The 25,218-nt window shown below is 55.5% G+C and carries 21 protein-coding genes and 1 other RNA gene; 21 read left to right on the top strand and 1 reads right to left on the bottom strand.

The features are described from left to right. Positions 1 to 26: 26 nt before the first annotated feature. The 17 genes from rsmI to lpxC all read left to right on the top strand — a co-directional run bounded on the left by rsmI (position 27) and on the right by lpxC (position 18,978). Positions 27 to 884 carry a 16S rRNA (cytidine(1402)-2'-O)-methyltransferase gene (gene rsmI, locus CPH17_RS04885; RefSeq protein ID WP_096298410.1) on the top strand — a complete coding sequence of 286 codons (858 nt, stop codon included), beginning with the start codon at positions 27 to 29 and terminating at the stop codon, positions 882 to 884. A 32-nt stretch (positions 885 to 916) separates the two neighbouring features. Beyond that, positions 917 to 1,275: RNase P RNA component class A (gene rnpB, locus CPH17_RS04880), an RNA gene on the top strand. A gap of 49 nt (positions 1,276 to 1,324) precedes the next feature. Continuing rightward, positions 1,325 to 2,281 carry a 16S rRNA (cytosine(1402)-N(4))-methyltransferase RsmH gene (rsmH, locus tag CPH17_RS04875; protein ID WP_096298408.1) on the top strand — a complete coding sequence of 319 codons (957 nt, stop codon included), beginning with the start codon at positions 1,325 to 1,327 and terminating at the stop codon, positions 2,279 to 2,281. Between the two features lie 14 nt (positions 2,282 to 2,295). Continuing rightward, a complete protein-coding gene (gene ftsL, locus CPH17_RS04870; protein WP_074396727.1) occupies positions 2,296 to 2,631 on the top strand; it encodes a cell division protein FtsL in 336 nt (111 codons plus the stop codon). Next, positions 2,628 to 4,334, top strand: coding sequence for a peptidoglycan D,D-transpeptidase FtsI family protein (locus CPH17_RS04865; protein WP_074396726.1), 1,707 nt, complete (start codon positions 2,628 to 2,630; stop codon positions 4,332 to 4,334). Before ftsL ends, CPH17_RS04865 begins: the two co-directional genes overlap by 4 nt. 15 nt (positions 4,335 to 4,349) lie before the next feature. Further along, entirely contained in the window at positions 4,350 to 5,834 is a 1,485-nt protein-coding gene (locus CPH17_RS04860) for a UDP-N-acetylmuramoyl-L-alanyl-D-glutamate--2,6-diaminopimelate ligase (RefSeq protein ID WP_074396725.1), read from the top strand. Next, the gene (locus tag CPH17_RS04855) at positions 5,834 to 7,192 is read left to right on the top strand and encodes a UDP-N-acetylmuramoyl-tripeptide--D-alanyl-D-alanine ligase (protein WP_074396724.1); all 1,359 of its coding nucleotides are present in this window, start codon (positions 5,834 to 5,836) and stop codon (positions 7,190 to 7,192) included. The genes CPH17_RS04860 and CPH17_RS04855 overlap by 1 nt, the downstream gene beginning before the upstream one ends. A 9-nt stretch (positions 7,193 to 7,201) precedes the next feature. Continuing rightward, entirely contained in the window at positions 7,202 to 8,284 is a 1,083-nt protein-coding gene (gene mraY, locus CPH17_RS04850) for a phospho-N-acetylmuramoyl-pentapeptide-transferase (protein ID WP_096298406.1), read from the top strand. Between the two features lie 62 nt (positions 8,285 to 8,346). Next, the gene (gene murD, locus CPH17_RS04845; RefSeq protein WP_096298404.1) at positions 8,347 to 9,732 is read left to right on the top strand and encodes a UDP-N-acetylmuramoyl-L-alanine--D-glutamate ligase; all 1,386 of its coding nucleotides are present in this window, start codon (positions 8,347 to 8,349) and stop codon (positions 9,730 to 9,732) included. Continuing rightward, the gene (ftsW, locus tag CPH17_RS04840; protein WP_074396721.1) at positions 9,729 to 10,910 is read left to right on the top strand and encodes a putative lipid II flippase FtsW; all 1,182 of its coding nucleotides are present in this window, start codon (positions 9,729 to 9,731) and stop codon (positions 10,908 to 10,910) included. The genes murD and ftsW overlap by 4 nt, the downstream gene beginning before the upstream one ends. Before the next feature lie 51 nt (positions 10,911 to 10,961). Further along, a complete protein-coding gene (gene murG, locus CPH17_RS04835; protein WP_231896555.1) occupies positions 10,962 to 12,026 on the top strand; it encodes an undecaprenyldiphospho-muramoylpentapeptide beta-N-acetylglucosaminyltransferase in 1,065 nt (354 codons plus the stop codon). Positions 12,027 to 12,079: 53 nt separating this feature from the next. Next, entirely contained in the window at positions 12,080 to 13,489 is a 1,410-nt protein-coding gene (gene murC, locus CPH17_RS04830) for a UDP-N-acetylmuramate--L-alanine ligase (protein ID WP_074398512.1), read from the top strand. Beyond that, the gene (locus CPH17_RS04825) at positions 13,486 to 14,427 is read left to right on the top strand and encodes a D-alanine--D-alanine ligase (protein ID WP_096298402.1); all 942 of its coding nucleotides are present in this window, start codon (positions 13,486 to 13,488) and stop codon (positions 14,425 to 14,427) included. The genes murC and CPH17_RS04825 overlap by 4 nt, the downstream gene beginning before the upstream one ends. Then, positions 14,424 to 15,137 carry a cell division protein FtsQ/DivIB gene (locus CPH17_RS04820; protein WP_074396718.1) on the top strand — a complete coding sequence of 238 codons (714 nt, stop codon included), beginning with the start codon at positions 14,424 to 14,426 and terminating at the stop codon, positions 15,135 to 15,137. Before CPH17_RS04825 ends, CPH17_RS04820 begins: the two co-directional genes overlap by 4 nt. A 297-nt stretch (positions 15,138 to 15,434) precedes the next feature. Next, positions 15,435 to 16,724: a cell division protein FtsA gene (ftsA, locus tag CPH17_RS04815; protein WP_074396717.1), complete on the top strand. Its 1,290-nt coding sequence runs from the start codon at positions 15,435 to 15,437 to the stop codon at positions 16,722 to 16,724. 34 nt (positions 16,725 to 16,758) lie between these two features. After that, positions 16,759 to 17,931 (top strand): cell division protein FtsZ, encoded by a 1,173-nt coding sequence (ftsZ, locus tag CPH17_RS04810; protein ID WP_074396716.1) that lies wholly within the window; start codon positions 16,759 to 16,761, stop codon positions 17,929 to 17,931. Positions 17,932 to 18,066: 135 nt separating this feature from the next. Next, positions 18,067 to 18,978: a UDP-3-O-acyl-N-acetylglucosamine deacetylase gene (lpxC, locus tag CPH17_RS04805; protein ID WP_074396715.1), complete on the top strand. Its 912-nt coding sequence runs from the start codon at positions 18,067 to 18,069 to the stop codon at positions 18,976 to 18,978. A gap of 75 nt (positions 18,979 to 19,053) precedes the next feature. On the opposite strand, the gene CPH17_RS04800 is transcribed toward lpxC, so the two are convergent. After that, complete coding sequence (locus CPH17_RS04800; RefSeq protein WP_074396714.1) at positions 19,054 to 19,548, bottom strand: DUF721 domain-containing protein; 495 nt, start codon at positions 19,546 to 19,548, stop codon at positions 19,054 to 19,056. A gap of 111 nt (positions 19,549 to 19,659) precedes the next feature. On the opposite strand from CPH17_RS04800, the gene CPH17_RS04795 reads away from it, so the two are divergent. From CPH17_RS04795 to CPH17_RS04780, 4 genes are all read left to right on the top strand, one after another. Continuing rightward, positions 19,660 to 20,028, top strand: a complete 369-nt coding sequence (locus tag CPH17_RS04795; RefSeq protein WP_074396713.1) for a hypothetical protein — start codon at positions 19,660 to 19,662, stop codon at positions 20,026 to 20,028. Between the two features lie 75 nt (positions 20,029 to 20,103). After that, positions 20,104 to 22,845, top strand: coding sequence for a preprotein translocase subunit SecA (gene secA, locus CPH17_RS04790; protein ID WP_096298400.1), 2,742 nt, complete (start codon positions 20,104 to 20,106; stop codon positions 22,843 to 22,845). Positions 22,846 to 22,875: 30 nt separating this feature from the next. Further along, entirely contained in the window at positions 22,876 to 24,105 is a 1,230-nt protein-coding gene (gene argJ, locus CPH17_RS04785) for a bifunctional glutamate N-acetyltransferase/amino-acid acetyltransferase ArgJ (RefSeq protein WP_096298397.1), read from the top strand. A 105-nt stretch (positions 24,106 to 24,210) separates the two neighbouring features. After that, positions 24,211 to 25,167, top strand: coding sequence for a Nudix family hydrolase (locus CPH17_RS04780; protein ID WP_231896554.1), 957 nt, complete (start codon positions 24,211 to 24,213; stop codon positions 25,165 to 25,167). The last annotated feature ends 51 nt before the right edge of the window (positions 25,168 to 25,218 follow it).

Here is a 25,218-nt window from a genome sequence, read left to right as displayed (position 1 = left end):
AAGCCATTGACGAATTGGGAGTCACAATGACACATATAGCACCCGGCACATTGTACGTGGTTGCCACGCCGATTGGGAATTTGGATGACCTATCCATTCGTGCGGTTCGCCTGCTTGGCGACGTGGCACGTGTTGCCGCCGAGGATACCCGCCATAGTGCGCGTTTGCTGTCGCACTTAGGGCTGAATAAACCGATGCTGTCTTTGCACGAGCATAATGAAGCGAGGCGGGTCGATACGTTAGACGGTTATCTTGCAGCGGGAGAGGATATTGCTCTGATTAGTGATGCAGGCACGCCGCTAATTAGCGATCCAGGGTTTGTGTTGGTGCGCGAGCTTCGCGCACGTAATCGCCATATCGTGCCGATACCTGGTCCCTGTGCGCTAATTACTGCGTTGTCTGCGGCGGGCTTGCCCACCGATCGGTTTGTGTTTGCTGGTTTTCTGCCGGCCAAGCCGGGAGCTCGCCGACAGGCGCTGGACACATGGAAGGTTCGAGAAGAAACGCTGGTATTTTACGAATCTCCACATCGTATTGTGCATACCCTTGAGGCCCTTCACGAGCAGATGGAAGGCCGCGACGTCGTGCTGGCTCGCGAGTTAACCAAAACCTTCGAAACGTTTCTTCACGGTACGCCTGCATCGTTATTGGAGCAGTTAGCCGCTGACCCTAATCAAGCGCGGGGGGAGTTCGTGGTGATAGTCGCAGGTGCTCCGCCTTTGCCACAAAGCGAACACCAGACTATCGAGGCTGATATATTGCTGCATACGCTGCTTAATGAGGGCGTTGGAGTGAAACAAGCGGCGAGCGTGGCGGCTGGCTTGTTTGGCGGTCGCAAGCAAACGTGGTATGCCCGACTGCAGGGCATGAAAGGCGAGCATTGAGGCGAACGGTGGGCGCTGGTATGCTTGCTGCCGGAGTTGGCCAGACAGTCGCCGCTAATACCCCTCAAAAGGTGTTGGGGGAGGAAAGTCCGGGCTCCATAGGGCAGAGTGCCAGGTAACGCCTGGGCGGCGTGAGCCGACGGAAAGTGCAGCAGAGAGTAGACCGCCTAAGCCCTTCGGGGCCGGTAAGGGTGAAAGGGTGCGGTAAGAGCGCACCGCGCGCCTGGCAACAGTGCGTGGCAAGGTAAACCCCACTCGGAGCAAGACCAAATAGGGACCCAATGGCGTGGCCCGCGCTGGGTCCGGGTAGGTTGCTTGAGCGCTGGGGTAACGCAGCGCCTAGAGGAATGGCTGTCCACGACAGAACCCGGCTTATCGGCCGACTCCCCAACCATAGGGGCGTGCTTTGGCGCGCCCCCTCAATATGCTGTGAGTGAACTATGTCGCCACCTGACGCGGATCAGGCTATTTCCCCTTTCCAACATACCAGCGTGCTACTGGACGGCGCCGTTGATGCTCTCGTGCATCAACCCGAGGGTGCTTATCTTGATGGCACTTTTGGGCGGGGCGGGCATTCACGGGTTATTTTATCGCGCTTGAGCGAGGCGGGGCGCTTGATTGCGCTTGACCGTGACCCTCAAGCCGTGGCGGCTGCAGCGGAGATATCCGATTCACGTTTTACCATGGTCCAGCGCGACTTTGCCCGCTTGGCCGATGTGGCGCGTGAACAAGGTGTTCACGGCAAGCTTGCTGGGATTTTATTGGATGTAGGCGTTTCATCTCCGCAGCTCGACGACCCTGAGCGTGGTTTCAGTTTTATGCGCAATGGGCCGCTGGATATGCGTATGGACCCCTCTCAAGGGGAAAGCGCCGCCCAGTTTCTTGCCCACGCCAGTGAGGCCACCATTGCGCACGTATTTAAAACCTACGGGGAAGAGCGTTTTGCAAAACGATTAGCACGTGCGGTCGTCACACGCCGTGTTGAATCGCCTTTTACGCATACCGTCGATTTGGCCGAAGTGCTGAAACAGGCCCATCCCGCCTGGGAAAAAGGCCGGCATCCTGCGACCAAGGCGTTTCAAGGCCTGCGAATTTATTTAAATGGCGAATTGGAGCAGTTGGATGCTGCCTTGGAAGCAGCGCTTGATGCCTTGGCACCCGGTGGTCATCTAGTGGTCATCAGCTTCCACTCACTGGAAGATCGCCGCGTAAAGCGATTCATCCGGCATCACGTACGAGGCGATACCCATTTGCCTCGGGGCGTTCCTGTTCGTGATGATCAATTAAATCGTCGTCTTGAGGCGTTAGGCAAAGGGAAACGTCCAAGTGATGGCGAAGTGAACGATAATCCACGTGCCCGCAGCGCGGTTATGCGAGCCGCGCGCAAACGAGTGTGACCACGGATGCAACCATGAGCATGGAGCAATTTGATCGGTGGCTGTCCACCCTACAAGCTGAGTGGCCATTTACTTTTCGCTTACGGCCCTGGCCGGTGGTGTTTGGTTTGATTTTTGTAGCCTGCCTGGTAACGGCTTTTGGCGTAGTGGCGACAACTCACGCGACGCGTGGCCAATATGCCGAACTGCAGCGGTTAGAGCAGGAGCAGAGTCAATTAAATACCGAATGGGGGCAGCTGCTACTTGAAGAAGGCGCTTGGTCGACGCCCGCGCGCATCGAACAAATCGCCACCCAACGCTTAGGCATGCGAATTCCAGACGTCAATGATGTTGAGGTCATTCGGCCATGAGTGCTCAGCGTCGAGGTGTCAGCTCACGTCAACCACCTGTTGCGCCGCCACTTCCGGGTGGGCGGTTTTTCTTTATTTTGCTTGCGATCGTTATCGTCTCCGCCATTCTGATTGGGCGGATTACGCTGCTTCAAGTGATAGATCGCCCCTTTCTGCAAAGCCAGGGCGATGCCCGCACGCTGCGTAACGAGGTTATTCCTGCTCACCGAGGGATGATTTCCGACCGCAATGGCGAACCGCTGGCAATTTCCACACCTGTTGTAACGCTATGGGCGAATCCTCAGGAATTGCCCAGCGACCCTATCCAGCGCATTGTGTTAGCGCAAGCGCTTGGAATGTCGCTAGATGATTTTGAGGCCCGCGTGGCGCGCTATAGCGAGCGTGAATTCATGTATCTGCGTCGCCAAATGACGCCAGAAGCCGCCCAGCGCATCCTCGATTTGCGCACGACCGGGGTGTATCCCGAGCGCGAATACAAGCGCTATTACCCCGCAGGCGAAGTTGCTGCCCAACTGCTTGGCGTCACCAATGTTGATGATGTGGGACAGGAAGGTCTCGAGCTTGCCTACCAGCCTCATTTGGCTGGTCACCCAGGACAGCGTCGCATCATTAAAGATCGCCAAGGGCGCTTAGTCAGGGAATTGGACGTTATCCGCGACGCCCAGCCCGGCGGTGATTTGACTCTCTCGATTGACCAGCGCCTGCAGTATATGGCCTATCGCGAACTGCGCTCAGCGGTTGCCGAAAACGAGGCAAACGGCGGTTCGGTGGTGATGCTGGATGCACGCAGCGGTGAGGTGCTGGCCATGGCAAATCTGCCCTCTTACAATCCTAATAATCGGGCCGGCATGGATCCCCGGGGGCTGCGTAATCAGGCACTGGTGGACGTATTTGAACCTGGCTCGGTGATGAAGCCATTAGCGATGTCGGCGATATTGGAGAGCGAGGGGTTTGATAGCGAGACCGTCGTCGATACGTCTCCTGGCTGGATGCGTATCGACGAATACACAATCCGTGATATTCGCAACTACGGTGAGCTGGATCTGGCGGGTATTCTGGAGAAATCCTCCAATATTGGCATGTCGCGTCTCGCCCTGGAGCTTAACGACAACGCGATTTGGGAAAAATATCATCAAATGGGCTTTGGCCAAAGCGCTGAAACGGGGTTTCCGGGGGAAAGCAACGGCCATTTGCCTGCCCCGATACGCTGGTCGCGTAGTGAGCGGGCAGCGCTCTCATATGGCTACGGGTTGTCGGTATCAGCAGTGCAACTAGCCAGCGCGTATACTGCTATTGCAAACGATGGCACGCGATTACCGCCGTCACTACTGCGACTATCTTCGCCTCCCGAGGGAACCTCGGCAATGTCTCCCAATGTTGCCAATGATTTGCTTGACATTCTTGAAACGTCAGTAGGTGCCTACTCCGGTGGTCGCCGAGCCCGGGTAGAGGGGTATCGCGTAGGTGGCAAGACCGGCACGGTACGTAAATCGGGGCAGGGAGGTTATGCAACAGATGCTTATCGTAGTGTATTTGCTGGTATTGCCCCGATATCGGATCCGCGCATTGTGACGGTGGTAATGATTGACCACCCGAAAGCAGGTGAGTTTTACGGTGGAGCAGTGGCAGCACCGGTATTCTCAAGTGTCACCGGTAACGCACTCAGATTATTGGATGTACCGCCCGATCATGAGGTGGACTAGTGGGAAGGAGATTGCATGACGCTCAGCCCAAGTGAATTGGTACAAGCACTGGCCAAAGTGTGGCCCGCGGGCGGGTTGCCAAGCGAGCTGCCATCGCTGCCCGAACGGATTAATATCACCAGTGACTCCCGGCAAATTACTCCGGGAGATGTGTTTGTGGCTATCCCCGGTGGCCGGTTCGATGGTCGTGATTTTATTGATAATGCCATTGCCGCAGGGGCGGGCTTGGTCTTGGCGCATGTGAGTCAGGGGGATATTACCCTGCAGGGGCGCGTGCTTCAGTTGCCCTATCTCACGCGTCGTTTAGGCGAGCTTGGCCGTGCGCTCTTTCAGTTGCCTGAAGGGCCCGAGGTGATTGGAGTCACCGGAACGAATGGAAAGAGTTCAGTGACGCATTACATCGCCGCATTAAGCGATGCCTTGGGGACCTCCGCGGGGGTTATCGGGACCTTGGGAGTCGGTCGATTAGGTGCGCTGCGCGATACGGGCTTGACCACGCCAGGTACCCTCACCATGCATGCAGCGCTGGGTGAATTGGCTCGCCAGGGCGTAAAGCGTGTGGCGTTGGAAGTGTCGTCCCATTCCCTTGATCAATCTAGGCTGGATAGCGTTGATATCACGGCGGGTGTGTTTACTAATTTGAGCCGTGACCACTTGGATTATCATGGCAGCATGGCTGCCTATGCAGCGACTAAGGCCAAACTGTTCCGGCGTACGGAGCTCACCCTGGCCGTTGTCAACGGTGATGATTCTCTGGCGCGTCTGATGTTGGCAGGATGCGATAGTCACGTGCGCGTTTTGGCGACGGGCCAGGACGAGGCGGTGACGCTGCGCGTGGTGGGTTGGCATCCCCATAGTCAAGGACAGCAGGCCTTGATCGCCACGCCAGAGGGGGAGAAAGCACTGTCGCTGTCGCTGATGGGCCGCTTCAATCTGGATAACGTGTTGTTGGCAATGGCAACGCTATACGGCTTAGGCGAGCCTCTGGAGGCGCTTTTTGATGCGGCGGCATCGCTTGCTCCCGTTCCAGGACGTATGGAATGTTATCGTCAAGCGGGCGCCCCCAGCGTCGTAGTGGACTATGCTCATACGCCGGATGCACTTGATAACGCCCTGCGCGCACTGGCGAGTCACGCAGGGCGCTTATGGTGCGTGTTTGGCTGTGGCGGTGAGCGCGATACCGGTAAGCGCGCCGAGATGGCCCGTGTAGCAGAAACTCATGCGGATAGCGTGATCGTGACCGATGATAACCCCCGTGGTGAGCCCGCTGATGGTATTCGCCAAGCGATTTTGGCGGGCTTTAGCCACCAGGCTCAGCCACTTGAAATAGCAAAGCGGGGCGAGGCAATTGCTTACGCCGTTCGTCATGCAAGCCCTGATGATGTCATTCTGGTCGCGGGGAAAGGGCATGAGCCCTATCAGGAAATTCAAGGCGTTCGCTATCCCTATCATGACGGGGAAGCGGTGCAGGCGGCATTGGCGACCCGGGGAGTTCGTTGATGGACTGGACATTGGGTCATGTAGCCGCTGCCCTTGCTGTTGAAGTGCCGCCTGCCTTGGCGACCATGCCAATAAAAGATATCGTCACCGACACGCGCCATATGGTGGTTGGCGGTTTATTTGTGGCGCTAAAAGGGCCACGTTTTGACGGACATGATTTATTGACTGAAGCACAACAGGCGGGAGCTGTTGCTGCCTTGGTGGAAGCACCGGTGGATAGCGCGCTGCCTCAGTTGGTGTGTTCCGACACCCGCTTAGGGTTGGGGTTGTTGGCGGCTGCCGCACGCCAAGCCTGGCAGGGTCCCCTTGTGGCGGTAACCGGGAACAGTGGCAAAACCACGGTAAAAGACATCACTGCGACGCTTTTAGCATCGCTGGGGCCCGTTCACTCCACCCAAGGCAACCTCAATAATGACATTGGCGCCCCGCTAACCTTGCTGGCGCTTGCGCCTAGCCATCAAGCGGCGGTAGTCGAACTAGGTGCCAATCATTTGGGTGAAATCGCCTGGACGACCCGCTTGGCCCAGCCCAAGGTCGCGATTATCACTAATGTAACCGGTGCCCACGTTGGCGAGTTCGGTGGAATGGGGCAAATCGCCCAGGCTAAGGGCGAGGTGCTGGGTGGCTTGCAGGCTGATGGTGTGGCGGTTTTAAACCGTGACGATCGGTATTTTGCCTACTGGACAGCCTGCGCCGCGCCGCGCCGCGTCATTAGCTACAGCGTTGAGGCAACGGCAGATATCTATGCTGAAGCGCTTTCCTGTGACTCTCAAGGGCGTTATGCTTTCACGCTTAACTATCAACGGCGAGCCCTTGGTCGGGTGCAACTGCCGTTGCTTGGCAAACATAATGTCAGTAATGCTTTAGCAGCGGCCGCAGCGTCACTCAGCTTGGGTGTGTCGGAAGAGCAGGTCATTGAGCGATTAGCGTGTTTAACTGCGCTGCCTAACCGGCTCAGTGTGCTTCCAGGGCCACGGGGCGCGAAGGTGCTCAATGACACTTACAACGCCAATCCAGGTGCAGTCAAAGCGGCATTGGACACTCTGGTGAGTCTGCCGGGGCCGCATTGGTGTGCGTTGGGAGCTATGGGTGAGCTGGGTAGCGATTCTCGCGAGCTACACGCAGAGATTGGCCGTTATGCGGCGCAATTGGGGGTAGAGACGTTTTTAACCCTAGGTGAAGCCGCAAGGCCAGCCAGCGATGCCTTTGATGGTGGATTGCATTTTAATGATCACGCGACGCTTGTGCGTCATCTTCATAATACGTTGCCGCCCAATGCCAGTTTGTTGGTTAAAGGGTCGCGCAGCGCAGGCATGGAACATGTTGTCACCGCCCTGCGCACGGATGAAATAAGGTAAACGCCGTTCATGTTACTTCACTTGGCGAATTTTCTGGCGCAGTATCAATCTGTCTTTCAGGTTTTCAATTATTTAACGCTGCGGGTGATTTTAGCTGCTCTAACGGCGTTATTTTTGTGCTTATGGTTGGGGCCGTGGGTAATAAAGCGCTTGGTCGAAGGCCAAATCGGTCAAGCTGTTCGTGATGACGGGCCGCAGTCACATCTTTCCAAAGCCGGCACGCCGACCATGGGCGGTGCGATGATTTTGATGGCCATGGCGATCAGTACCTTGGTGTGGGGCGACCTGACCAATCACTATGTTTGGGTCGTACTGGGCGTCACGCTGGGTTTTGGCGCTATTGGCTGGGTTGACGATTACCGCAAAGTGGTTGAGAAAAATCCCAGAGGACTGCCCGCACGCTGGAAATATTTTTGGCAATCGGTGGTGGGTTTGAGCGCGGCGTTAATTCTATATTTCACTGCGGCCTCTGCACTGGAAACCAGCTTGTTAATACCTACGTTAAAAGACGTGGCAATACCGCTGGGCGTTTTTTACATCTTGTTAACCTACTTGGTGATTGTGGGGAGCTCCAATGCGGTCAACCTAACTGACGGCCTCGATGGGTTGGCCATCATGCCAACCGTGCTGGTGGCGATGGGACTGGCTGTGTTTGCCTATGTTAGTGGCAACACCTTGTTTGCCAATTATCTGCATATTCCGTTTATTGCGGGCACCGGTGAGCTGGCGGTTTTCTGCGCCACCATTGCCGGGGCTGGGCTGGGCTTTTTATGGTTCAACACCTACCCTGCGCAAGTGTTTATGGGCGACGTGGGAGCGCTTGCTCTAGGCGCTGCATTAGGTGTGGTTGCCGTTATCGTCCGGCAGGAAATTGTATTGTTTATCATGGGCGGTATTTTCGTGCTGGAGACCGTTTCGGTCATTTTACAAGTTGGTTCTTACAAGCTAACGGGGCGACGTATCTTCCGTATGGCTCCTTTGCATCACCACTATGAATTGAAAGGTTGGCCAGAACCGCGTGTTATTGTGCGCTTCTGGATTATTACCGTTGTGCTGGTGTTGTTGGGACTGGCAACACTAAAAGTTCGTTAAACCTTTTATTTTTCATTTTTAACACGGCTGAGCCATTGTCGGCTTGGCTTGAGGGAGCCGGGATGGTTCGTGTTCCACCAGGAATGACGTTAGTAGTGGGGCTGGGGGTCTCAGGGCGGGCGATATGCCGCCACCTGGCGCGACTGGTCGTGCCTTTTATGGTGGCCGACACCCGCGAGGAACCGCCTGGGCTTGCAGCGTTCCGCGACGCGCATCCTGAGGTGGTCGTGCATTGTGGGCCCCTTGAGGTGTTGAACCTTGAGGCAGCGGAAGAGGTGGTGATTAGCCCCGGCGTTGACCCACACCATCCGGTATTGGCGCCGCTCGCGGGACACCTAAACCCGTGCACAGGCGACCCCCGCTTGGTAGGTGAAATGGCCCTGTTTACGCGCGCAACACGTGCACCCATTGCTGCCATCACCGGCTCAAATGCCAAATCAAGCGTGACGACCCTGCTCGGCAAGATGGCTCAGGCGTCGGGCGTCAACGCCGCCGTCGGCGGTAATCTCGGCACCGCCGCGTTGGACCTGTTGGCGCAACAGCCTGACGCCGAGTTATTCATCCTAGAACTTTCCAGTTTTCAGCTTGAAACAACGCCCTGCCTTGGAGCGAAGGTGGCGGCGTTTTTAAATTTATCTGAAGACCACCTAGACCGGCATGGCGATATGCAGGGCTATCGCAAAGCCAAGCAAGGAATTTTCCGCGGTGCGCAACACGCTATCGTGAATGCCGACGATCCAATGACCTTCCCCAGTCATCCGCCTGCCAAGCTGACCCGCTTTGGTCATCAGCCCCCAAGCGGGAACGACTGGGGATTGGCATACCAGCAGGGACGTTTGATGCTGATGCAAGGGGCGACCCCCTGGCTTGATGCCGACCAGCTGGCCATGGTGGGACGGCATCATTACGTTAATGGGCTGGCCGCTCTGGCCATGGGGGATGCGTTAGGTTTTGACCCGGCCGCCATGTGCGAGGCCCTTAAGGCATTCAAAGGTCTGCCTCACCGCAGCGAATTCATCGCCGAACTCAACGGAGTGAAGTGGGTGAATGACACTAAGGGTACCAATGTGGGCGCTACTCTCGCCGCTATTGAAGGCATTGGCGCTGGTTTGACAGGTCAGTTGATATTGCTGGCCGGTGGGGTGGGCAAAGGGGCCGATTTTGCTCCTTTGGCGGAGCCATTACGCCGGGCCGCACGCTGCGTTGTGCTTTTTGGGCAGGATGCGCTGCGCCTTGAAGACGCTTTAGCTGGCCACGTCGAGACCCGCTTGGTGCCAGATTTAGCGCACGCAATGGAAGAGGCGTATGCGCTCGCCCAACCGGGCGATTGCGTACTGTTGTCCCCCGCCTGCGCTAGCCTGGATCAATTCGCTAATTATCAGGCAAGGGGTGATGTATTTCGTGATTGGGTGACCCAAAAAGCACAGCAAAGCGAGGCAACCCCATGAAGCGACTACAAGATCTGCGCCAAGCATTGTCCACCCAGGGGATGCCCTGCGATGTTTGGTTAATTGTGATCGCTGTGGTCTTAGCCGGGTTTGGGTGGGTGATGGTAAGTTCCGCCTCAATCGGATTATTGGATGACAGTTATCATTATGCGCGGCAGCACGGCATTTTTCTTGTTTTTGCCGTCTCGATCTGCGTTTTGATGCTATGCGTGCCGCTCGAGGTGTGGCGACAAAATGCTGGCCTGATCCTGCTAGTCAGTATCGCACTCTTAACGCTGGTGCTTTTCATTGGCCAGGAGATTAATGGCAGTAAACGCTGGATAGCGCTGCCGGGGCCGCTTCCCAGCCTGCAAGTGTCTGAGTTTGCCAAGGTTGGCTTGATTCTCTACATGGCAGCCTTTATGTCACGCTTTACTTATGATCTTCGGCGCAAGCCATTTAGTATGTGGCGGCCGTTGGCCGTATTGGCCGTGCCGGCGGGGCTATTATTTTTAGCCCCAGACTTTGGCGGCATGGTGGTGTTTACCGTGTGTGTCATTGGCATGCTGATGATGGCGGGTGCCTCGCTAACGCTGTTGATCGGCAGTGGCAGCCTGTTAGCAACGGGTGCCGTGATGATGGTGGCGCTGGAACCCTACCGTTTGGCTCGCTGGACCAGTTTTCTAGACCCTTGGGCCGATCAGTTCGCGACCGGTTATCAGTTGACCCAGGCATTGATTGCCTTTGGTCGTGGCCACGTTACTGGGACCGGGCTCGGTAACAGTGTGCAGAAGCTGCATTACCTACCTGAGTCACACACCGACTTTATTTTTGCGGTTGTTGCTGAAGAGTTGGGGATGCTGGGTGCCATTACGGTAGTGGTGCTATTTACGCTGTTGATTGCTCGTGCCATGTGGGTAGGGCGTCGAGCTGAGCTTTCAGGCCATTTATTTGGTGCTTACGTCAGCTATGGCATCGGCTTTATTATTGCTGCTCAGGCATTTATCAATATGGCGGTCAGTTCGGGGTTGCTGCCTACCAAGGGGCTGACACTGCCGCTTATGAGCTACGGTGGTTCCAGCTTACTGGTGACGGGCGTGATGATCGGGCTGTTGTTACGCACTGATGCTGAAACGCGTCGTTATCCCAAGCGTGCCTCGACGCCCTATAGACCGCGTCGCGAGCCACGTCTTTCATAGTTTAAGGTTAAGGAGTTGCATGTGACACAGTCAACGCGCCGCGTAATGATCATGGCGGGAGGGACCGGTGGCCACGTGATACCTGCCTTATCATTGGCGCGCGCCTTGATGGTTCAGGGCATTGAAGTTGAGTGGCTGGGCAGTCCGAAAGGTATTGAAAATCGACTGGTTCCCGAAGCGGGTATCCGCTTGCATACCATTGCCATTTCAGGGCTCCGCGGCAACGGCGTGGCGGGCTGGCTGAAAGCGCCATTAAATTTGAGTCGTGCGGTGCTCCAGTCACGTCGCATTATTGCGACTTTCAACCCCCAGGTTGTGGTTGGACTGGGGGGCTTTGCCAGTGGCCCTGGCGGCCTGGCGGCTAAAACATTAGCTATTCCGCTGGTCATTCATGAGCAAAACGCCGTGGCGGGATTGACCAATCGGGTACTATCACGCTTGGCGACGAAAACCTATGCCGCCTTTCCGCAGGCATTTAGCCAGCGGGCGGAAGTGATTGGTAATCCGGTGCGCGACGATATCGCCACTTTGGGCGATACACCGCGGGATGAGGCTGCCATGTCGGCGCGTTGTCTCAGGTTGTTAGTCGTAGGTGGGTCGCTGGGTGCGGTTGCACTTAACGAGCGTCTGGCTCCAGCGATAGCCAAACTGCCGTTGTCTCAGCGTCCAGACGTGTGGCATCAAGCCGGAAAAGCACGCGATAGCGATACTGCAGCGCTTTATGCGAAGCATGGCATAGAGGCACGCGTTGAGCCTTTTATCGACGATATGGCGGCCGCTTACGACTGGGCGGATTTAGTCGTCTGCCGTGCCGGAGCGTTGACCGTTGCCGAGCTGGCAGCAGCGGCAAAGCCAGCGCTGTTGGTGCCTTTTCCCTTTGCCGTTGACGATCATCAGCGGATCAATGCACAGGTGCTTGTCGATGCGCAGGCAGCACTATGCATTGTTCAGTCTGAACTGACTGACGAGCGCCTAAGCCATGAACTGGCAAACCTATTAACGCCCGACACCTTGGCGACAATGGCCGCTAACGCCCGCCAAGCCGCGCACTTAGAGGCGACGCAACGGCTGGTCGCTGGGTGTTTGGCTGTGATACCGCAAGGAGATACTGCGTGACCGATTCTGTAACCAAGGCTGCGGCCTCGCCGGCCACAACTGGCGGCCCAGGAATGCGCCGCATTCGCCGTATTCATTTTGTCGGCATTGGCGGGGCAGGCATGTGCGGCATCGCAGAGGTGTTGGCGAATCAAGGATATGCTGTTAGCGGCAGTGATTTGAAACCGTCTACGGTCACCGAGCGTTTGACCCATTGCGGCGTGAGTATAGCGATTGGCCATGCTGAAGAGCACGTGGCGGGGGCTGATGTGGTAGTGGTGTCGACCGCCATTGATCCTACCAACCCCGAAATTCGCTGGGCCCACGAGCATCGGGTGCCCGTGGTTCGTCGCGCCGAAATGCTCGCTGAGTTGATGCGGTTTCGCCACGGTATCGCGGTAGCCGGCACCCATGGCAAAACCACAACGACGAGTTTGACGGCGACGCTATTGGCTGAGGGTGGCCTTGATCCAACGTTTGTTATCGGTGGTAAGTTGACCAGTGCGGGTACTAACGCGCGGTTAGGCGAGGGCGATTACTTAGTGGCCGAGGCCGATGAGTCGGATGCGTCTTTTCTGCATCTCCAGCCGCTAGTCTCTATTGTCACCAACATTGACGCAGACCACATGGCGACTTACGGCGGTGATTTTTCCCGCCTTAAAAGCACCTTTGTCGAGTTTCTACATAACCTGCCTTTCTATGGGCTAGCAGTGCTTTGTATTGATGACGCCAATGTGCGCGAGCTGAGTGACCAGGTAAAACGTCAGTTTGTCACCTATGGGTTTGATGCGGATGCCGACTATCGGATTGTTGATTTTGCCCAGCATGGCGGCGAAGTTTCTTTCACTGCGTTGCGTCCAGCGGGAGCTGAGCCTCTACCCATTCGTCTGGCGATGCCAGGGCGTCACAATGCACTAAACGCCATGGCGGCGATTGTCGTGGCCACCGATGCAGGGGTTAGCGATACGGCTATCATGCGCGGTTTGGCAGGTTTCGCCGGGGTCGGGCGACGCTTTCAAGTGCATGGACATTACCCCTCTCCGACCGGTGGAGAGGTTATGCTGGTCGACGACTATGGTCACCATCCGCGGGAAGTCGATATGGTGATTCAGGCGGTCCGCGCAGGTTGGCCGGATCGACGTCTTGTTATGCTCTATCAGCCCCATCGCTACAGCCGTACCCGTGATTTATACGAAGATTTTGTGCGTGTACTATCTCAGGTGGACACGCTTGTGCTGTTGGATGTTTACAGTGCTGGCGAAGCGGTTATTCCCGGCGCAGAAGGGCGTACCTTGGCGGGCTCCATTCGCCAGCGGGGGGAAGTCGACCCGCTGTTTGTTGAGCATAAACACGAATTGCCCAGTCTATTAAGCAACGTGCTTCGCCCCGGCGACATTTTGATTACCCAGGGCGCGGGTGATGTAGGTGGTATCTCGCTGCGCTTAGCGCAAGCAAAGATGGCGTTAAATGAGGTAGAGCTGTGAGCGAAGTTAACTCTCAACCCTTGTCGCTAGAGCGAGTCGTCGTAGTGTATGGCGGCCAGTCTGCCGAGCGCGATGTATCTTTAAAAAGTGGTGCTGCTATTCTCGCGGCCCTCGAGCGGCAGGGCGTGAACGTACAGGGCTACGACCTTCGCGAAGGCGGGCTGGCTGGCCTTGAAAAGCTGGCACCGACGGCTGTTTTTGTGGCGTTGCACGGCCGTGGTGGTGAGGATGGCACCTTGCAAGGCGCGCTTGAGCTGCTGGGCATTCCTTACACGGGCAGTGGCGTATTGGCATCAGCATTAGGCATGGATAAGCAACGTACCAAGCAAGTATGGCATGCCCTTGCATTGCCAACGCCTGAGAGCATTATGCTGCATGCCCATGCTGATTGGGCGGGAGTTGTGGCCCAGCTTGGTTTGCCATTGATTGTTAAACCTGTTCATGAAGGGTCGACGCTAGGCATCAGTATCGTTGACGACCAAGCTGCCCTTGAAGCGGCATACCACGACGCGGCACGTTTCGATGCGCGGGTCATGGCGGAGCGATTTATTCAAGGTGACGAATACACCGTGAGTTTGCTGGCCGATCAGGTGCTTCCCGCCATTCGTGTTGAAGTCCCAGGTGGGTTTTACGACTATGAAGCCAAGTATTTAACTGACACGACACAGTACCATTTGCCGTGCGGCCTTAGCCAAGATGATGAAGCTGCCCTAGCAACGCTTTGCCAACAAGCCTTTGCCGCCGTGGGTGGGCAGGGCTGGGGGCGTGTTGATGTGATGCACGACAATGAGGGGCGTTTTTGGCTGCTGGAAGTCAACACCGTGCCGGGCATGACCGACCACAGCCTTGTGCCTCAGTCAGCGGCATATGCAGGTATCGATTTTGACCAGCTCGTCATGCGTATATTAAAAACGGCCGGTCAGCAGAGTGCCTCATGAAAAAACGCCAGGCCTGGTTGGGTGGTTTGATGTTGGGCCTTCTGTTAGTAGCGGGGGGGCAGGCGCTTTGGCTGTGGCTTGATCGCCCCATTGAGCGTGTATCTATACGAGGCGACTGGCAGTATGTTGACGCTGACTACTTGCGCACCCAGTTGGCGCCGGTCGTTGAGGATCGTCAGTGGCTATCCGCTGATCTGAGTGCAATAAGGCGACAGGCTTTACGCATTGGCTGGTTACATGAAGTACGCATTACGCGTGAGTGGCCTAACACGCTGGTATTTGAATTGGTCGAACAAACCCCGGTAGCCCGCTGGAATGACGATTTTTTGCTTAATGAAGAGGGGGAAGCATTTGCGTTCGCCCCATTAGGGGTGCCTCAAGGATTGCCCGATATGGCAGGGCCAGCGGGTAGCAGTGAAGAAGTGCTAAATTACTATCATCAATTAACGCCGCATTTTGCACGACTAGATTTACGTTTAACACAACTACGCTTAGAGCCTCGTGGTGCTTGGCGCTTACAGTTAAATGATAGCGCTTGGGTTATGTTGGGGCGTCGTCAACATGAAGTACGACTGGCGCGTTTAAGTGCTTCCTGGCAGCGCGAATTGAGTCGTTTAAGCGAACGAATCCGTTATATCGATTTACGCTATCCCAATGGAGTGGCGGTAGCTTGGCATGGCGAAAGTGAATTTGATGTGCAAGAAGAGTAACCAGGGGATGAAAGGGTGTTTAAAGGTGTAAAGTAAGCAGTCGCTGTCGGTGAAAACTGCGCGCTTGGGGTTTTATTTCGCTTTTATCGCGACTATTGTGATATTTGACTAGTCGTATTGTGCCAATTGTTTCTATACTATGTGCCAATTGGGATTTATAAATGTTAATCCCATTGATTAAGTTGGCTCATTGCCAAGCGTCACAAAGGCGAAAGTTGGCACTCTTATTAACTAGTGCCCAAGTAGCATTGAGCGTTAATTGTTTTTATTTAAGACGACAAGGAGATTTCCCGACTCATGGCAGGCTCACCCAACGCATCCAACATGGTGGTCGGGCTGGACATTGGAACGTCCAAGGTCGTCGCGATAGTCGGTCAGCCAACTGACGATGGCGGGATTGAAATTGCAGGTATTGGCTCGCATCCCTCGCGGGGCATGAAACGCGGCGTGGTGATTAATATTGAATCCACCGTTCAGTCAATTCAGCGTGCAGTAGAAGAAGCTGAATTGATGGCGGGGTGTGATATTCATTCGGTCTATGTCGGTGTGGCGGGTAGCCATATTAAATCGATGAACTCCGATGGGGTGGTGGCGATTAAAGAGCGCGAAGTAACCCCCTCTGATATTGATCGTGTGATTGACTCAGCACGAGCGCGCGCTGTTTCTGAAGGTCAGCGGGTGCTGCATGTTCTGCCCCAGGAGTTCTCAATTGACGCCCAGGGTGGTATTCGCGAACCTTTGGGGATGTCGGGGGTCCGGCTTGAAGCCCAGGTTCATTTGGTGACGGCCGCGCTTAACGCGGTGCAAAATATTGAAAAATGTGTGCGTCGCTGCGGCCTTGATGTGGATGCCATTATTCTTGAGCAGCTGGCGTCCAGCATGGCAGTGCTGACTGAAGATGAGCGTGAACTCGGTGTTTGTATGGTCGACATCGGTGGGGGAACCACCGACATGGCGATTTTTACCGAAGGGGCTATTCGCCATACAGCGGTTATTCCTATCGCCGGTGATCAAGTCACTAACGACATTGCCATGGCGCTGCGAACGCCGACTCAGCACGCTGAAGAAATTAAAGTAAAGTATGCCTGTGCGCTGACGCAGTTAGCGGCAAGTGATGAAATGATCAAAGTACCTAGCGTGGGTGACCGGCCAGCACGGGATCTTTCCCGACAAGCTTTGGCCGAAGTAGTCGAACCACGCTATGAAGAGCTTTTTACGCTGGTCAGAGACGAGCTGCGGCGCAGCGGCTATGAGGATATGGTCGCGGCGGGTGTGGTGCTGACTGGCGGTACGTCACGCATGGAAGGCGTGAGTGAACTGGCAGAAGAGATTTTTCACATGCCAGTTCGCATTGCGTGTCCGCAAAATGTAAAAGGGTTGTCAGACGTGGTACGCAATCCTATCTATGCAACGGGCGTTGGTTTACTGCATTATGCATTGCAGGAATCCCGCCATGGGCATGGTCGAGAAAGTCAACGGGGAGTCATCCCTGTGCACAAGGGGCGTACTGACGTCTCCCGGCGTGACGTCAAGGATGGCAGTGCAGCGCTGGCAAGAATCAAAGGCTGGTTCAAAGGAAATTTCTGACAGGGCCGCAAGCGCGGTTCAGGAGACGGGGCTTATGTTCGAATTGGTAGATAGCGCACCCTCGAGCAGTGCGGTCATCAAAGTGGTTGGCGTTGGCGGCGGTGGCGGCAACGCTGTTAATCACATGGTCGAAAGCAACATCGAAGGCGTCGAGTTCATCTGCGCCAACACCGATGCCCAGGCATTGAAACGCGTGTCCGCTAAAACGGTCCTGCAGCTTGGGGGAGAGATCACCAAAGGGCTGGGCGCGGGTGCAAATCCCGACGTCGGCCGTCAAGCTGCGATGGAAGACCGGGAGCGTATTGCCGAGCTTCTCAACGGGGCTGACATGGTGTTCATCACCGCCGGTATGGGCGGCGGCACCGGCACTGGCGGTGCGCCCGTGGTCGCGCAGGTGGCCAAGGAACTGGGTATTCTGACGGTCGCGGTGGTAACGCGTCCCTTCCCGTTCGAAGGGCCTAAGCGGATGCGCGCGGCAGAAGAGGGCATGAAAGAGCTCTCTGAGCACGTTGACTCGTTGATTACCATCCCCAATGAAAAGTTACTCTCGGTATTGGGCAAAAACGCGACCTTGTTGACCGCTTTCAGTGCGGCTAACGATGTCCTGTTGGGCGCTGTACAGGGTATCGCCGAGCTGATCACTAGCCCTGGGATTATCAACGTCGACTTTGCTGATGTGCGCACGGTAATGTCAGAAATGGGTATGGCTATGATGGGTACGGGCGGTGCCACTGGCGAAAATCGTGCCCGCGAAGCCGCTGAAAAAGCCATCCGCAGCCCGCTGCTGGAAGATATCGACTTGCATGGTGCGCGAGGCATCCTGGTCAATATCACGGCAGGCCCGGATCTCTCGATTGGCGAATTTAACGACGTAGGCGCCACCGTACAAGAGTTTGCTTCTCAAGAAGCAACGATTGTGGTGGGAACTTCCATCGATATGGAAATGTCCGACGAGTTGCGCGTAACGGTCGTTGCGGCAGGTTTGGATGGTGGGCAGCCGAAAGCGGCAGCCCGTGAACCGGCTCGTCGTGCGACGGAAACCTCTGCCGATTATCGCAAGCTGCAACAGCCGACGGTAATGCGCCAGCAGGCGACCAGTCGTGCCGAAGCCGCTGAGAGTGCTCCTGCGCGCCCTGAAAAACGTCGTGCTGCGGATGCTGACGATTATTTAGACATCCCTGCGTTTCTTCGCCGCCAAGCGGATTGATACAAGCGATTAGGTTCATGCTTCCAGCAAACGAGAGTTTTATTGGTTAAAACCCTCGTTTGCTGTTAAAGTGAACACTGTTTGATAACTTTCATCCCTTGCGGTTTCCCCGTTATTAGAGTTCTACCACTGCCCATGATCAGACAACGCACCCTACAAAATGTCATTCGCGCCACCGGAGTGGGCTTACACTCTGGAAAAAAAGTTCACTTGGCTTTGCGTCCGGCACCCGCCAATACGGGGATTGTGTTTGTCAGAACGGATCTTGACCCAGTGGTTCATGTACCTGCCCGAGCTGAGTTGGTTGAAGATACCAAGCTATGCACCGCGCTCAGCTATCAGGGTGTTAAGGTGGCGACAGTTGAGCATCTAATGTCGGCCTTTGCTGGGCTGGGGATCGATAATGCTTACGTTGATGTTAGCGCGCCGGAAGTTCCCATCATGGATGGTAGCGCCAGCCCATTTGTATTCCTGATTCAATCAGCGGGGATTCTGGAGCAGGAGGCGGCCAAGAAATTTATTCGCATCAAGCGACCCATCAGCGTAACGGAAGATGACAAAGAGGCGACTTTCTTGCCTCATCAGGGCTTCAAGGTCTCATTCACCATCGATTTTGATCACCCGGTGTTCGACCAGCAGAAGCAAAAGGCGCAGATAGATTTCTCTACTACGTCATTCGTAAAAGAAGTCTCTCGTGCCCGTACATTTGGCTTTATGCGTGACCTGGAGTTTCTGCGCTCCAACAATTTAGCATTAGGTGGCAGTCTTGATAATGCGATCGTTGTCGATGACTATCGGATCGTCAATGAAGGCGGACTGCGCTACGAAGACGAGTTCGTCAAGCACAAGGTGTTGGATGCCATTGGTGATCTGTATCAGCTAGGCCATAGCCTGATTGGCGAGTTCCGCGGCGTTAAGTCGGGACACGCATTGAACAACCAGCTTTGTCGAGAGTTGATGGCTCAGCCGGATGCGTTTGAAATCGTGACCTTTGAAGAAGAAAAAGCGGTTGCGCCGATTTCCTACGCGGCACCTGCTATGGCGTAATCGCCTGTGCACGCCTTAAGCTTTGAAAACGCACCGCCTCGGCGGTGCGTTTTGCTTTGCGCGTCAATATTATACTTAGTGGGTCGATTCATCGTTGCGCTCGTTAGGATGGTGAGAGCTAGGGGCGTGCGAGGCCAGTCGTTCCAATGCTTGCCTGAGCGCGGGGTGGTTAGTGTCCTGGGCGCAGTCAGCTAGAGTTTTACCCGCCGAACAAGACAGCGAGCGTGTATTGCGTAAAGGGGCTTGGATAGTTCTAATTGGCCGCACTTTAAAGGTAAACCCGGTAACGCCTTCGAATCCGGGTAGTTGATGGATGAGGCTGAGCAGACGTGCTTGTTCATAGCGTAGCCACGTTAGCCATTGCGCTTGTCCGCTGATTAGCGTCAATCGTCCATCGCGAAACCCGCCAACATAAATGTGCTCGCGCATGGGCTCGGGAAGATGCGCCTGCAAGTGCCGCTGCGCCTGATCGATCAGCTTCGAGAGACGCATAAGCTTGCCGATATCGCCCGACTTGCCCATCAGACGGCCGATGGGCTGTGCCTGAGATCGCTTAACCTTTATACTCATACACTTGATTCCTAAGGTATCGCTTAGTGCACCATAAAGGGTGCTCTCGGGCAGCATGCAGTATATCGCCCGGCCATTAAAGCCTAACACGCTCAGGAGCTTGTCCACAGCATGTCGCAAGCGTTAAACATTGCCTCGGTATTGCCACGGCGTCAGCGCCGTCATGGCTTAGCGCGTTGGTGGCTGGCGGGTCTGTTGGTCGGCTGCCTATTACCCACTAACCTGACCTATGTGGAAGCGTTCAGGGGCGGTGAGCGTAGTGTAGTGGCGTGTTTTTGGGTGCCTTCCGTATTGCGTGCCCGAACTCGTTTAATGGCAACCCGGCGGCGCGCTCTGCGACGCTGGTGGGTCGTGATAAAACCCTTCACCTTGTTGTCACCGCAGCGTGCGGTATTTCGGTGTTTTGTAAGTGTGCTCGTTGCTGCACACGATGTGTTCAGTCGTCGTGGCCCGCCGTGCTACCCCCCGTTTTACCGCTGATAAGTCAGCCAACCTTCTTCTTTTATGGAACGGGGTGTCCCCGACAAAGGGCGCTCGCTGCTAGTTGGAAACTACATGATCAATAATTTATTACGTAAAGTCGTTGGTTCTAAGAATGACCGCGATGTTAAGCGCATGCATAAAAGCGTACAGCATGTTAATGCGTTAGAAAGTGAGTTTGAGGCGTTAAGCGATGCCGACCTGCAAGCCACAACGGCTAAGTTACGTCAGCGATTAGACGACGGTGAATCCCTGGACAGTTTGCTGCCAACGGCCTTTGCGGTGGTGCGTGAGGCGAGTAAGCGTGTTATGGGGATGCGCCACTTTGACGTGCAGATGGTGGGTGGGATAACTCTTCACCGTGGGCGTATCGCCGAAATGAAAACGGGTGAAGGTAAAACCCTGGTGGCCACGCTGGCGGTTTACTTAAATGCGCTGCCGGCGAAAGGCGTGCATGTGGTCACGGTGAACGACTATCTAGCGCGTCGTGACGCTGAATGGATGCGCCCGCTTTATGAATTTCTGGGCCTTACCGTCGGGGTTATTTTTGCAGGCCAAACCAGCGCTGAAAAGCGCCATGCGTATCACTGCGATATTACCTACGGCACCAATAACGAATTTGGCTTCGATTATCTACGCGATAACATGGCTTTTTCACTGGAAGATAAAGTCCAGCGAGGCCTTCACTATGCGATTGTGGATGAGGTGGACTCGATCCTTATCGATGAAGCCCGTACGCCGTTAATTATCTCTGGTGCTGTCGACGAAAACACAGACCTCTACAACGTAGTTGATCGTTTATCGCGGCAACTAGAAAAAGGCGAGGTGTCCGAAGACGAGGACGCACCAGTTACCGGCGACTTTTTGCTTGAAGAAAAGCAAAAACAGGTCGAGCTGACCGAGCAGGGCCATAACAAGGTCGAGGCGCTAATGCGCGAGGAGGGGCTACTGGGCGAAGATGACTCCCTCTATGCCGCTCAGAACCTGAACTTGCTTCAGCATATGCATTCGGCGTTGCGTGCGCGTCACCTCTATCACGTTGACGTTGACTATATGATCTCCGATGGTCAGGTGGTGATCGTTGACGAACATACCGGCCGTTCGATGCCCGGACGTCGTTGGTCCGAAGGCTTGCACCAAGCCGTCGAAGCCAAAGAAGGCGTCACGGTGCAGCGTGAGAGCCAGACCTTAGCCTCAACAACGTTTCAGAACTACTTCCGCCTCTACGAAAAACTCGCGGGGATGACGGGGACGGCCGATACTGAGGCCTTCGAGTTCCGCCAGATTTATGGGCTGGACGTCGTGGTGATCCCCACCAATCGACCGCTCACGCGGAAAGACCTCAATGATCTGGTTTATCTTAGTGCGGAGGAAAAGTACGAAGCCATCATCCAGGATGTCAAAGAACAGACAGAGGCCGGTCGTCCTGTGCTGGTAGGTACGGCATCAATTGAAACCTCGGAGTACATCGCGCGGCTAATGCGTGAAGCCAATCTGGCGTTTAACGTACTCAACGCCAAGCAGCACCAAAGCGAGGCGGAAATCATTGCCCAGGCAGGGCGTCCTGGGGCGGTGACCATCGCCACCAACATGGCGGGCCGCGGTACCGATATCGTGTTAGGCGGTAACTGGGAAGCCGAAGTGGCTAAATTACAACAGCCCAGCCAAGCGCAAATTGATGCCCTGAAAGCCGAATGGCAGCAGCGTCACGACGCCGTATTGGAAGCTGGTGGCTTGCATGTAATTGGCTCCGAGCGCCACGAATCACGGCGGATTGATAACCAGCTGCGTGGTCGTGCTGGGCGCCAGGGGGATCCAGGCTCTACCCGCTTCTTCTTATCCCTTGAAGACAGCTTGATGCGTCTATTCGGTTCTGAGCGCGTTAAGCGCCTGATGCAAGCGCTTGGGCTGGAGCGGGGCGAAGCCATTGAACACAAGATGGTCTCCAATGCCGTCGAGCGGGCACAGAAGAAAGTCGAGGGACGCAACTTCGATATTCGTAAACAGCTACTCGAATATGATGATGTGGCCAACGATCAGCGTCGTGTTATTTATCAACAGCGCAACGATGTATTAGCGGCAGATGATGTGGCAGACGCTGTTGCAGGCATCCATGAAGAAGTCATGGATAACAGTATTAGCGATTTTGTACCGCCGCAAAGCCTCGCCGAGCAGTGGGATCTGCCTGGCTTAGAAGCGCATCTAAAAACGGAGTTTAATTTGGATGCGCCGGTGGTGGAGTGGGCCGAGGCGGACCAGCGCTTTAATGAAGATAAGCTACGCGAGCGCCTTCACACCATGCACCGTGAAGCCTATGCCGCTAAAGTGGATGCCGCCGGTGAAGCGCTGATTCGCCGCTTTGAAAAGCAGGTTATGCTGCAAGTGCTGGATACTCGTTGGAAAGAGCACCTGCAGTCTATGGATCATTTGCGCCGCGGTATCCATCTCCGTGGCTATGCGCAAAAAAATCCTAAGCAGGAATACAAACGTGAAGCGTTTGAACTCTTCCAGCAGTTGCTAACTAACATCAAGGCAGACGTAACGCGGATTCTCAGTCATGTACAGGTGCGCCAGCCTGAACAAGTGGAAGCACTTGAGAAAAGGCGTCGTGAGGCATTAGAACGCGAAAAAGCCACCGCTGATAGCCGGCATGATGAGCCAGAATCGCCGGGGACCGATGACAGCGACACTCCCCAAGAAGCTCCCGGCGCAGATGGTCGCCCCGTTCGCCGCGAAGGGCCCAAAGTAGGGCGCAATGATCCCTGCACGTGTGGCTCAGGTAAAAAATATAAGCAGTGCTGCGGTAAACTTAACTAAGCGCTATGAACCACGCCAAAGGAGAGCCATATGGCGGTAGGAACGATGCCTTTTCCCCATATGCCAACCCTTGAGGGGGTGCGTTTGGGCTCGGCAATGGCAGGGATTAAAAAGCCGAACCGTCGCGATGTCGTGGTGTTTGAACTTCCCGAAGCGTCAACGGTATCGGGAGTGTTTACCCGTAACGCCTTTTGTGCCGCCCCGGTAACGGTGGCCAAGGCTCATTTGCAGCTTGCGGGTAAAAACGGCGAGGTGCCTCGCTATTGGTTGATCAATACGGGCAACGCCAATGCGGGGACAGGAGACGCAGGTCATCGTGATGCGTTGACCTGCTGTGCGGCGCTTGCCCAGCAGGCGCGTGTCAACGATGCAGCGGTACTGCCGTTCTCAACGGGCGTGATTGGGGAGCCGATGCCCATGGCGCGATTGCTGGACGGCATCCCGGTGGCGTTTGCAGACCTGGCGGCTGATAGCCAAGCCTGGCAGCATGCGGCTGAAGGTATTTTGACGACGGACACGCGTCCCAAGGGGGCGAGTGTCACCTTGACGATGGGAGACAGCGAGGTCGTCATCAACGGTATCGCCAAAGGATCGGGGATGATTAAGCCCAACATGGCAACCATGTTGGGCTTTGTGGTGACCGATGCTGGCGTTGAGCAAGCATTGCTGGATCGCTTGCTGCGCGAAACGGTCGACCGGTCGTTTAACTGTATTACCGTGGACAGCGATACCTCAACCAATGACGCTTGTATGCTGGCAGCCACCGGCACGGGCGCGCGGATTGAAAGCGAAGCGCACATTGAGATATTCCGCAACGGCTTGCAGCGGGTAATGACGGAGCTGGCGCAGGCGATTATTCGCGATGGCGAAGGCGCGACCAAGTTTGTCACATTGCAGGTTGATCAGGCCCATACGCGCCAGGAGGCACTCGATGTCGCCTTTACCGTGGCTCACTCCCCGTTAGTCAAGACGGCGCTATATGCATCAGATGCTAACTGGGGCCGTATTTTGGCAGCGATTGGCCGTGCACCAGTGGATGAGTTTGATGTAAAGAGGGTGACGGTTGAGTTAGGCGACGTGCGCCTGGTGGAAAACGGCGGACGGGCTGAAGGGTATACGGAAGAAGCCGGCAGCAGAGTGATGGCTGAAGACGAGATAACGATACGCATCAGCTTGGGTCGAGGACAAGAAAACGCCACCGTATGGACCTCGGATCTCTCCCATGACTATGTATCGATCAACGCCGATTATCGTAGCTAGCGAATGTGAGCCGTTGTCGCTCACTCGTCGTCAAAGCTAGCGTTAATGCAGCAAGATAACACCGCCAATTGCCTAGCGGGTATGCACACAGTGGATAAAGACGTAATGAATATCATGGTTAAACGACGGGTTCATGTGGCGGCAGCGGCCATTATCAGCGCTGACCAGCGGCAGGTGTTAATTGCCAGGCGTCCATCAAACGTGGATCACGGTGGGTTATGGGAGTTTCCAGGCGGTAAGCTGGCGCCCTATGAAACCGGGTTAGAAGGTTTGAAACGCGAGCTGCATGAAGAGCTGGGTGTCGAAATTGTCAATGCACAGCCGCTGATCCGGGTGCATCACGAGTACTCGGACAAGCACATATTGCTAGATGTATGGCAGGTGCATGCTTTTGCCGGCGAGCCGTTTGGTCGTGAAGGTCAGGCGGTGCGTTGGGTGCCGATGGAAGAGCTGGTCAATTATCCGTTCCCGGCGGCCAATCTGCCTATTTTGCGCGCCGTCATGTTACCGACTGAATACCTGATTACCGGCGAAGAAGCCGATGAAGCCCGTTTCGAGGCCTTGTTAACCCGTGCGCTGGAAGAAGATCACATCCGCTTAGTCCAACTGCGTGCTAAGCAGCTAACACCCGAGGCCTATGTGGCTCGGGCTGAACGAGCGCTCACCTTATGCCGTGAGGTCGGTGCACGGTTACTGCTCAACGGCGACCCGTCGTTACTCGACCAGGTGGATGCCGACGGTATTCATTTAACGAGCGAACGACTTATGCAGCTAGAGCGTCGTCCCATCGCAGAACACAAATGGTTATCGGCTTCGACCCATGATCCCAAGCAGTTGGCGCAGGCCGCCACTCTGGGCTGTGACTTTGTGACATTGTCGCCATTGCGTACTACGCCGTCGCACCCTGAAGTAGCCCCCATGGGCTGGCATGATTTCCAGCAGTGGGTAGAGCGGGCTGGCATGCCGGTGTTTGCCCTTGGTGGAATGACCCGTTTTGACGCCAACCATGCCCGCGCCGTCGGCGCACAGGGCATTGCCTCTATTCGCGATTTCTGGAAGTAATGCGGGCATAGAAAAACGCCTGCCCGGCGAGCCGGGCAGGCGTTTTGCGTT

Source organism: Halomonas sp. hl-4, from assembly GCF_900215475.1.
Lineage (GTDB): Bacteria > Pseudomonadota > Gammaproteobacteria > Pseudomonadales > Halomonadaceae > Vreelandella.
This window is presented reverse-complemented; position numbering and strand designations above follow the sequence as displayed.

Coding starts and splice junctions, on each gene's coding strand:
- rsmI (WP_096298410.1), top strand. CDS start 27: ATGACACATATAGCACCCGGCACATTGTACGTGGTTGCCACGCCGATT.
- rsmH (WP_096298408.1), top strand. CDS start 1,325: ATGTCGCCACCTGACGCGGATCAGGCTATTTCCCCTTTCCAACATACC.
- ftsL (WP_074396727.1), top strand. CDS start 2,296: ATGAGCATGGAGCAATTTGATCGGTGGCTGTCCACCCTACAAGCTGAG.
- CPH17_RS04865 (WP_074396726.1), top strand. CDS start 2,628: ATGAGTGCTCAGCGTCGAGGTGTCAGCTCACGTCAACCACCTGTTGCG.
- CPH17_RS04860 (WP_074396725.1), top strand. CDS start 4,350: ATGACGCTCAGCCCAAGTGAATTGGTACAAGCACTGGCCAAAGTGTGG.
- CPH17_RS04855 (WP_074396724.1), top strand. CDS start 5,834: ATGGACTGGACATTGGGTCATGTAGCCGCTGCCCTTGCTGTTGAAGTG.
- mraY (WP_096298406.1), top strand. CDS start 7,202: ATGTTACTTCACTTGGCGAATTTTCTGGCGCAGTATCAATCTGTCTTT.
- murD (WP_096298404.1), top strand. CDS start 8,347: ATGGTTCGTGTTCCACCAGGAATGACGTTAGTAGTGGGGCTGGGGGTC.
- ftsW (WP_074396721.1), top strand. CDS start 9,729: ATGAAGCGACTACAAGATCTGCGCCAAGCATTGTCCACCCAGGGGATG.
- murG (WP_231896555.1), top strand. CDS start 10,962: ATGGCGGGAGGGACCGGTGGCCACGTGATACCTGCCTTATCATTGGCG.
- murC (WP_074398512.1), top strand. CDS start 12,080: ATGCGCCGCATTCGCCGTATTCATTTTGTCGGCATTGGCGGGGCAGGC.
- CPH17_RS04820 (WP_074396718.1), top strand. CDS start 14,424: ATGAAAAAACGCCAGGCCTGGTTGGGTGGTTTGATGTTGGGCCTTCTG.
- ftsA (WP_074396717.1), top strand. CDS start 15,435: ATGGCAGGCTCACCCAACGCATCCAACATGGTGGTCGGGCTGGACATT.
- ftsZ (WP_074396716.1), top strand. CDS start 16,759: ATGTTCGAATTGGTAGATAGCGCACCCTCGAGCAGTGCGGTCATCAAA.
- lpxC (WP_074396715.1), top strand. CDS start 18,067: ATGATCAGACAACGCACCCTACAAAATGTCATTCGCGCCACCGGAGTG.
- CPH17_RS04800 (WP_074396714.1), bottom strand. CDS start 19,548: ATGAGTATAAAGGTTAAGCGATCTCAGGCACAGCCCATCGGCCGTCTG.
- CPH17_RS04795 (WP_074396713.1), top strand. CDS start 19,660: ATGTCGCAAGCGTTAAACATTGCCTCGGTATTGCCACGGCGTCAGCGC.
- secA (WP_096298400.1), top strand. CDS start 20,104: ATGATCAATAATTTATTACGTAAAGTCGTTGGTTCTAAGAATGACCGC.
- argJ (WP_096298397.1), top strand. CDS start 22,876: ATGGCGGTAGGAACGATGCCTTTTCCCCATATGCCAACCCTTGAGGGG.
- CPH17_RS04780 (WP_231896554.1), top strand. CDS start 24,211: ATGAATATCATGGTTAAACGACGGGTTCATGTGGCGGCAGCGGCCATT.